Source organism: Streptomyces rhizoryzae (genome assembly GCF_023155275.1).
GTDB lineage: Bacteria > Actinomycetota > Actinomycetes > Streptomycetales > Streptomycetaceae > Streptomyces > Streptomyces rhizoryzae.
The window spans coordinates 1-8,631 of record NZ_JALMUV010000092.1 but is presented as its reverse complement, the minus strand read 5'-3'; the positions used below and the strand labels follow the sequence as shown (position 1 = coordinate 8,631).

Below are 8,631 nucleotides of genomic sequence, written 5' to 3'. Positions count from 1 at the left end.
CAGCGAACTACCACACACCCACCGTGACAAGACCACGTAACAAAGCACTACTAGGGGGCGTCTCTTCGATCTTCGGCGGAGCCACGTCCTCCGAGGCTGTAGTCGGGCTTCCGATCACAGTGGCCAGGGTCCCACCGGCTTCACGCCGGATGTCCCGATACCAGGAGTTGATGGAAAACGGCCCCCGCACGACAGCGGTGATGAGAAGGCCCGTCCGTCGAAGCCAAGGCCGTGCGGAGCGGGCGGCGAAGTGCACAAGCGGAAGGACTCATACGAGTAGTGCGGATGATCTTTCACTGAGTACTGTGAAGCATCGGATGATGGGCAGCTGTTCGTAAGCCGCCCTCGTGACTCCGCGCTTGACCGCGGGCGCTTGCCATCCACGAAGACGCTTCTGCGGCGGGGATGGTGCGCTGCGGGACGACGACTCGGTCCCCGGCCTCGGCCGCGAGGGGGTTCGCGGCGCCGGAACGGGCGATGCGCGTGCTGCCGACGCCGCGGAGGACCAGAAAGTGAGCAGACAGATGCAACCGACGTTCGTACTGGTTCACGGAGCTTTCGCGAACTCCTTCTCCTTCGCGCCGCTCCAAGCCGAACTCGGCCTCCTCGGACACCGCTCCGTCGCCGTCGATCTTCCGGGGCACGGGTTCGACGCGACGTACCCGCGGGCCTATCAGGCGCCGCAGGATCTCGGAGGGCTCGCCACCGCGCCCGGGGCCATCAAGGGCGTCACGCTCGCCGACAACGCCGCGCACCTCATCGGGATACTGGAACGGGCCAAGCGGAACGGGCCCGTCATCCTCGTCTCACACAGCCGCGGCGGCATGACGGCCACCGTCGCAGCCAACCAGCGGCCCGACCTGATCGACCGCATCGTCTATGTCTCCGCCTGGTGCCCCGTCGATCTCGACGTCAGCGCCTACTATGCCGAGCCCGAGATGGCCACGGTCGACGCCACAGGGCTGGCGTCGGCGATGGTCGGGAACCCTGCCGAGCTCGGGCTGCTGCGCTCCAACTTCCGCACCGCAGACCCCGGCGCCCTCGCGGCCTTCAAAGCGGCTTTCCTCGCCGACGGGACGGACGAGGAGTTCCTGGTTCTCCTCAACACCTTCCAACCCGACGAGAACCTCGACGCCGGCACACCCGATGACCGGGCGCAGGCCGACACCTGGGGGCGGATCCCCAAGTCGTACATCCGGCTGACCGAGGACACCAGCGTGCCGCTCGCCATGCAGGACCGGATGATCCGCGAGGGCGACGCACTGACGCCGGAGAACCCCTACGACGTCCGTACACTCACCAGCAGCCACCTGAAGTGGCTGGTAGACCCGGCACCGGCGGCCCGGGTTCTGGGGGAGATCGCCGCGCTCTCGCTCTCGCCTACCGGATCATGATCGGAGCCAGATAAGGAGAGCAGCGGCGGTGACAGTGCCGAGGTAGACCTACCCTCGCTTGTCATATCGGGTCGCGACGGCTCTGCACTGCTTGAGCTTGCCGATGGCTCTCTCCACCGTGTTGCGCTCTTTGTGCCGGTCCTTGTCGAAGCCCGGAGGCCGTCCGCCGCGTGAACCCTGGCGCAGGCGGGCGGCCACCCGGTTACCTTGCATGAACAATCTCTCCTCTTCGGCTGCTTCTTTGCCTATTTCGACGCTTCGAGTACCGCTTCCGACCGGGTGGTTCGTTGACCGCGTCGGGAGAAAAGCCCGACGACCAGCGCGCCACCCACGAGAATGCCGAATGCCACCCAGAGCGCCACCGTGTAGCCGTGCACGGTCCCGACGTTGCCGGCTTCCGGACGATGCGCGCGGTCCTCGAGGTACAACGTGGAGACGCTGGTCGCGATGGAGTTGAGCAGCGCGGTGCCGAACGCGGCCCCCACCTGCTGCACCGTGTTGTACGCCGCCGAGGCGACCCCCGCCTCGGCCGGGTTCAACTCGACCGTCGCCAAGTGCGTCGCCGCCGCCAGCAGGCAGCCGAGACCGATACCCGTCAGAATCATGGATGGGGTCAGGTAGGCCAGGAACACCTGCGAGCTGTCCACTTCCAGCTGCGTGAGAATCAGCATGCCGGCGGCGGAGGACACCAAGCTCCCCGCGATCAGGATGTTCGAAGCGACCCGACGGTGCAGTTTCCCGGCGATCACCATCGCGCCGACAGTGGTGCTGACGGCGTTCACCAGCAGCTTCATGCCCGCCTTGACGGGTGAGTAGCCGAGGATCGTCTGCGTGTAGTAGCTCACGAAGAGGTAGAAGCCGAACCTCGCGATGAACATCACGCAGACGGAGACGAACGCGGCGCCCCAGGCCCGGTGGACGAGAATGTGCAGCGGCAGCAGCGCATGCCGCGACTTGGCCTCCACCCAAACGAACAGGCCGAGCAGGAGAACGCCGCCGATGAGCAGGGCGAGCACCGTCGGGTCGTCCCATCCTCGTGGTTCGGCCTGGGTGAAGCCGTAGACCAGCGAGACCGAAAGGTCGGTGAGCTGCTCAAGGCAGCGACCGTCGAGATCGAGCAGGCTCACCTCGACGGTGTGGCCGCAGGCTGGTGCGTGTGATTGGGCGGTGGGGTGGCAGTGGGTGGGCGTCAGCGGGCTCGTGATGTGGGTGTCCTGGTAGCGGGGTCCAGGGCGGGGTTGTGGTCGCTGTCATGGGGTGACCAAGCGGCTGTTGTGGTGTGGCTAGCAGGTTGGTCGCTGGCTGTCATGGGTTTCGCTGTTCCTGTGTGAGGGGTTGGCGGGGTCGGGTGGGCTGGGCCGTATGACGGGTCAGGGGGTTTCGGCGGGTGAGCTCCGGGCGGGGTCGGCTGGGGCTGCGCCGACGGGGGGTGTGCCGTTGGCTCGGGGTGTGGTGGTGCGTCGGCTTCTTGCGGTGGATGGGGAGGGGACGTTGACTGCGCTGCATGTGCGGATCGCGGCGGAGCTGGCGGGTGTGTCAGAGCGGACGGTGTGGCGTTGGCTGGCCGATGGGCGCCGGGGCCACGTCGAGGCGCGGCCGCGGCAGGACGGGTTCTCGCTGAGTGACGCCTTGTGGGAGGTCCTTGCGGAGGTGGGCGGGAACGTCGCGGAGTTGCGGCGCAGGATGCTCCGGGCCCAGGAAGAGGGGGCGTTGGAGGGCTGGGGTGCGCAGTGTGTGCCCTCGCTGCCGACATTGCACCGGGTGATCAAGCGGGATCTGGGGGCGGGCCGGGTTCTTGAAGTGGCCCGTCCGGCAGGGGCCCGGGTGGGTCTGGAGCCGAGCCGGTATGACCGGGCGCTGGCGGATCTGGGGCTCGTGGACGGGGCGAGTGGTCCGCTTGTTGTCGACGGGCCGCCGCCGACGTGCCGGTGTCGGAGGACGCCGCGGATGCGGGGGTGCGGAGCGGCGGTGTGCGGTTGTACGTGCCGGGGGCCCGGCTGGTGTCCACACGGCAGGTGGCCGCTGTGGCGGAGGCCGTGGGGCATACGGTCGCGGCACGCGGGATGTGCTGTGTGTACGGGGACACGGGCCTGGGGAAGACGGTCGCCGTCGAGCAGGCTTTGCATCTTCTGCCCGGCCGGGTGCCGGTGTGGCGGGCGGTGGCCGGCGTGGCACCCGGTCTGCCACAGCTGCGGGCCTCGCTGTGTGAAGCGCTCGGGCTGCCGTCGGGGGCGCTGCCGCACCGGGCCGGGCCGGCCAGCCGGGCTCTGATGCGGGCACTGGCCGAGCCGGGTGTGCTGTTTCTCGATGACGCCCAGCGGCTGACGCCGCCACTGCTGGATTACCTGCGGCAGTTGTGGGACGCGCCGGGCTGTGCGGCGGCGCTGGTGCTGTGTGGGGCGGGAAGCGAGCGGGCCCTCGCCCGTGCTTCGGCGCTGCGCTCACGAGTGCTGACCTGGCATCAGGTCGGCCGGCTTGAGCCGTCTCAAGTACTGCAGACGCTGACGCTTTTCCATCCCGTGTGGGCGGAGGTGGACCCGGACGACCTTGCGCGGGCGGATGAGCAGATGGCGCGCGGCAATTTCCGCACGTGGGCGAAGATCACGTCGCATGTCTACGCAGCCCGCGAACGCGGCCCCGCAAGGCCTGTGGACCGGGAGCTGATCGAGCAGGCCTGCGCGCGTCTTGGCCCTTACCCGTGACCGTCCGCGCTGCTCGGAGGGCTCGTGTAGGAGGGCCTTCATCTGTTCCGAGACGAGGTGAACGAAGGCGCGCTCCATGAAAGTGGAAGAGGCGGAGGGGCACGGCGTGAACGGGCAGCGGATGACGCCGCCGGAGGATCCGGCCGGTGTTTTGGGGGAGGAGTCGTTGACGGCGTTGCGGGCGCCGGCGGTGCGTCGTCTGCTGGCGCTGCGCGCCGAGCGGCGGCTCTCGCGGGAGCATGTGCGCCTGGCCGGGGAGTGCCTGGGCGTGTCGGAGCGCACGGTGTGGCGGTGGCTGGCTGAGGCCTCCCGGTCGCCCCAGGACGCGATCCGCCCCGGGGAACGCAGCGGTGAGCGGTTCGAGATCACCAGGGAGATCCGGGTGCTGCTGGCGTACTGGCACGGCAATGCTTCCGCGGTCCACCGACAGTTGGTGGACCGGGCCCAGACCGGCGGCCGTGACGGTCAGCCGACGACGGCATCTGAATCCGCGGCTTCTCCCGCGGGCGCCCCGCCGGCTGCGGTGCCGTTGCTGGACCCAGTGCCGTCGCTATCGACGTTCCTGCGCGCGGTGCGTCGCGATCTCACCGCGGGGAAGCGGGCCGGTCTTGCCGCGGGACCGGACGCGGCCCGCGCGCACGACGTCTTCGGCAAACGGGCGGCCTCCTGGCGCAATCACGTGTGGGAGACCGATCACGTCCAGGCACCGCTGCTGGTCGATGCCGACGGCGACCTGGTGCGCCCCTGGGTGACGTGGTTCATCGACACCGCCACCAAAGTGATCACCGGCACCGCGGTCACTCTTAGCGTTCCTTCCCGTGCCTCCGTGCTGGCCGCGCTGCGTGCCGCTGTTTTGCGTGATGATCCCTACGGCCCCGCGGGAGGGACACCGGAGCAGGTGCGGGTGGACCGGGGCAAGGACTTCCTGTCGACCACCGTCACCGCCGCGTTCGGCACGATGGGCGTGACGGTGAAGGACCTTCCCGCTTACAGCCCTCACCTCAAGGGCACGGTGGAGAACCTCAACCGGGCCGTTGACCGGATGCTGTTCGCGGCCCTGCCCGGCTACACCCTCACCCCCACCAAGCCCCGCTCCGGCCGACGACACAAAGGCGTGGGCAAGCCGGAGACGTCCGGTGCCATGTCGTTTCAGGACTTCACCGCGGAGGTGCTGGCCTGGACCCACTGGTGGAACACCGAGCACCGGCCCCAGGCGCTGTCCGGCCGCACGCCGCTTGAGGCATGGCAGGCCGATCCGACTCCCGTCACCGATGTCCCCGCGGCCGACCTGTGGACGTTCACCCTGGAGGACGACGGCCGCCCGCGGAAGCTGACCAGCCACGGCGTGCGGTGGCGCGGGCGCACCTACATCGCCCCCTGGATGACCGGCCAGGCCGGCCGTACCGTCACCGTGCGCTACATGCCGCACCACGATCACGAGATCGACATCTGTGACGCGAGCGGCAAGTATCTCGGGTCCGCGCACCTCGCGGACGCGGCCACCCCCGAACAACTCAAGGCCCTGCGCACAGCCCGTGCGGAGCGTGCCCGACGTCTGCGCGCCGAGGTGAAAGCCGCCGAGACGCTGCGCCGACAGCGCTTCGCCCCGGCCACCACGGCAGGGCCGGCCCAACGGCTGGGAGCTCTCACCGCCGCTCAAGCCAAACACAAACTAGCCGCCATCGAGCACAACGACGCCTCGAAGCTGGCGCTGCCGGACCTCATCCCGCCCGCCGCGCCCCCGGTCGATTGGCGCACCCCTGCTTCCCTGGCCGCGCTGACCACGCCAGGCCCGCCTGCCCCGCACCCGTCCGGCCGTGATGGCGCTTCCGCCCCGGACGGCCGCGACGGGCGGGCCGCGCCTCCCACCACCGACGACGACGGAGACGCCTTGTGACCGCGGCCACCTACCAGTACGTCGACCTGCCCGATGCGTCCGTGGTCACCACCCGCGCCCTGCTCACCGCCCGGGAGAACATCACCGACACCGTCGCCGCCCGCGCCATGATGTGCATCCACGGCGGCGCCGGCTTCGGCAAGACCCTCGCCGTCAACACCTGCCTGCGCGGACTCGAACCCGGCGAGGACGTCCGCAAGATCACCTTCCGTGCCCGTCCCACCGCCCGAGCGGTGCGCTATGAGCTGTTCGCCGCACTCGATCTGGCCGGTGAACCGCCGCGCCACCCCAGTGAATTCGACCGCCTGCTGAAGACCGCCCTGGCTGAGCGCCCCCGCACCTTCCTAGTGGACGAGGCCCAGTGGCTCAACGGTGAGGCGTTCGAGTACTTCCGCTACTTGTGGGACGAACCCTCCACCCAGCTCGCGATCATCTTCGTCGGCGGCGAGGGCTGCCACACCGTGCTGCGCCGCGAACCGATGCTCTCCTCCCGCATCTTCATCTGGCAGCACTTCACCCGCCTCAACCCCGACGAGGTCCTCGAGGCCATCCCCCTGTTCCACCCCATCTGGGCCGACGCCGATCCCGACGACATCACCTTCGCCGACAGCCACGCCGCACACGGCAACTTCCGCGCCTGGGCCCAGCTGACCGCCCACACCCGCACCGCCCTGGCACGCACCGGCCGCCCCCGCGTCGACCAGGAGCTGCTGCGCTGGGCCTTCAGCCGCCTTGGCTGACCACCCCACCGCCATGCCGCTCACCGTGCCGCCGCCGTCCGTCACTGTGGTCCTCGACCCGGGCGACGACGCGATCCACACGCACACCGCTCTGGCCGCCCACCATCCGCCGTCCGGCCGGATCACCCTGCACCCCGGCCCGGGAACCACCAGTGAGACCGGCCTCGCCCACGACCTTCTCGTCGCCCTGGGCAAACCGCCCCTTCTCCCGGGCCGCTTTCCCGGTGGCCGCCAGCCCGCCTGGGAAGCCGCCACTGCCTGGCTGACCGCCCTGCCCGTCACCCGGCTGACCGTCCTGCGCGCCCACCGCCTCACCGCCCGCCGCACGATGCGCCTCCTGCAGCTACAGGCCCGCACTGGTATCCACCTGACCCTGGTCTGCCACCGCCCTCACCTTCCCGCCGCTCTGCACCAGGCCCTGCGGACGGCCGACTACTCCGTCACCGCCGACTTCGAGGCTGCCCGCCGCCACTACTACGGCACGCCTATCGCCGAACCCCCGCCCGCAGACGAGCCCGCCGCGCCGGTTAGCCGGTGGCTCACCCTGTCGGCACTGGACCGCCTCGTCTCCTACGACAGCCCCCGCCCCTGCGCCGACCCGTGCACGCCACCGCCGATCGCCTGGCGGCACCGCCCACCGCCCGTGCCTCTCACCGCGCCCACCGCCCAGCGAGTCGCCCGCCGGCTGCACGCGGCCACCGCACATCCTCGCCTGGCCGCGGCCGTCGCCGCCGCGCCGTTCACCGGCGCCTCCCTCCAGCAACTCGCCACCGCACGTCCCTGCGACTACGACGACGCTGCGGCCACGCTCGCCCTGCACGACCGCGCTCGCTACACCGACGGCTGCGCCGCTCACCCCGTACCACCCTGGTCGGGCATCTTCCTGCGGGCCGCAGCCTGCTTCACCCGGCTCCTCTCCGGCGAGGATCAGGAACTGCTTGCCGCACCAGGTGACCGTGGGCACCTGCTGCGTGTGGCGGAGACGGCCAGACTGCGCCCGCCCCAGCCGCCCGCGGCCCGCCGCAAAGGCCCGGCCGGCCGTGTGGAGTGGGACTGGCGCGAGCGGCAGGAAGCCGAGAGGTACGAAGCCATGCCGACCAGTCGCGTCAGGCCGCCCTCGCGACGCTGAACACTCTGACGCGTTTCGCTCGAAGAGGCGGGCTCATCAGATTGAGAAGTCTGCGAACTCGATGTCGCTGAAGGCGATGTGCAGACCGTGTGCGCGGCGGCCCCACTCGCGGAAGTAGGCGTGTCCCAGCGCGCGGGCCAAGATCACCGTCTGCTGCTGTTCGCCCGCGCCGGCGTCCCGAGCGACGAACAGTTCACGGGCCACCTCTCCTGGCAAATACTGAGTGATCCACCGCACCCGCGGATCGTCCGACGAGCCTGCAGGCGCCACGAACCCGAACCGCGCCCTGGTGTGGATGACGAATCCGTCCTCTTCGGCCATGGCCCGCTGGCGCGCGCGGACCCGGGGCTGCCAGCGCGCCCTGACGACCTCATCGATCCTCTTCGTGTGCGCTGTGCTGGGACGCCGCCGCATTTCCGGCCGATCAGTGACCCATCGCTGCACGGTGCGCTGTGAAACGCCCACAAGACGCGCCACGTGCTTCGTAGAGCCCTTCTCCGTTCTCATCAAAAAGCGCAATGCCGAGGCGCCTGTAGGCACCGGGCGCGTCATCAGCGCTCGCTCAATGCCATCACCTATCTTCCCCACATACACTCCCCAGCACTCGGCCACCCTGGTGGTCACACCTTTAACGCCCGTCTGCGCTGCCATGTCTTTCACATTTGCTGGGCCCAATGAACAAAATGCGTCATCCGCACGAGACCACAGAGGGTTCTGAGAGGACGTTCATGCTGTTGACGTGCGGGTTTGACCGTTTTATTGCCCGCCT

At 69.6% G+C, this 8,631-nt stretch carries 7 protein-coding genes; 5 read left to right on the top strand and 2 right to left on the bottom strand.

Annotated elements, in window-relative coordinates:
• Positions 1 to 512 precede the first annotated feature (512 nt).
• A complete protein-coding gene (locus MUU72_RS34665) occupies positions 513 to 1,394 on the top strand; it encodes an alpha/beta fold hydrolase (RefSeq protein WP_248017438.1) in 882 nt (293 codons plus the stop codon).
• A gap of 245 nt (positions 1,395 to 1,639) precedes the next feature.
• On the opposite strand, the gene MUU72_RS34655 is transcribed toward MUU72_RS34665, so the two are convergent.
• The gene (locus tag MUU72_RS34655) at positions 1,640 to 2,521 is read right to left on the bottom strand and encodes an MFS transporter (protein ID WP_248017437.1); all 882 of its coding nucleotides are present in this window, start codon (positions 2,519 to 2,521) and stop codon (positions 1,640 to 1,642) included.
• A gap of 897 nt (positions 2,522 to 3,418) precedes the next feature.
• Here MUU72_RS34655 and MUU72_RS34650 point away from each other — a divergent pair.
• From MUU72_RS34650 to MUU72_RS34635, 4 genes are all read left to right on the top strand, one after another.
• The gene (locus MUU72_RS34650; protein ID WP_248017436.1) at positions 3,419 to 4,096 is read left to right on the top strand and encodes an AAA family ATPase; all 678 of its coding nucleotides are present in this window, start codon (positions 3,419 to 3,421) and stop codon (positions 4,094 to 4,096) included.
• A gap of 121 nt (positions 4,097 to 4,217) precedes the next feature.
• The gene (locus MUU72_RS34645) at positions 4,218 to 5,993 is read left to right on the top strand and encodes a TnsB C-terminal domain-containing protein (RefSeq protein WP_282505442.1); all 1,776 of its coding nucleotides are present in this window, start codon (positions 4,218 to 4,220) and stop codon (positions 5,991 to 5,993) included.
• Complete coding sequence (locus MUU72_RS34640; RefSeq protein ID WP_248017434.1) at positions 5,990 to 6,733, top strand: AAA family ATPase; 744 nt, start codon at positions 5,990 to 5,992, stop codon at positions 6,731 to 6,733. Before MUU72_RS34645 ends, MUU72_RS34640 begins: the two co-directional genes overlap by 4 nt.
• Positions 6,734 to 6,746: 13 nt before the next feature.
• Positions 6,747 to 7,862, top strand: coding sequence for a hypothetical protein (locus tag MUU72_RS34635; protein ID WP_248017433.1), 1,116 nt, complete (start codon positions 6,747 to 6,749; stop codon positions 7,860 to 7,862).
• A 36-nt stretch (positions 7,863 to 7,898) separates the two neighbouring features.
• Here the strand turns inward: MUU72_RS34635 and tpg are convergent, their stop codons facing one another.
• On the bottom strand, positions 7,899 to 8,513 hold the full coding sequence (gene tpg, locus MUU72_RS34630) for a telomere-protecting terminal protein Tpg (protein WP_248017432.1): 615 nt from the start codon (positions 8,511 to 8,513) through the stop codon (positions 7,899 to 7,901).
• Between the last annotated feature and the right edge of the window lie 118 nt (positions 8,514 to 8,631).

What these genes read in the sequence shown, in the direction of transcription:
- MUU72_RS34635 (WP_248017433.1), top strand. Translation starts at nt 6,747, where the DNA reads ATGCCGCTCACCGTGCCGCCGCCGTCCGTCACTGTGGTCCTCGACCCG.
- MUU72_RS34645 (WP_282505442.1), top strand. Translation starts at nt 4,218, where the DNA reads ATGACGCCGCCGGAGGATCCGGCCGGTGTTTTGGGGGAGGAGTCGTTG.
- tpg (WP_248017432.1), bottom strand. Translation starts at nt 8,513, where the DNA reads ATGGCAGCGCAGACGGGCGTTAAAGGTGTGACCACCAGGGTGGCCGAG.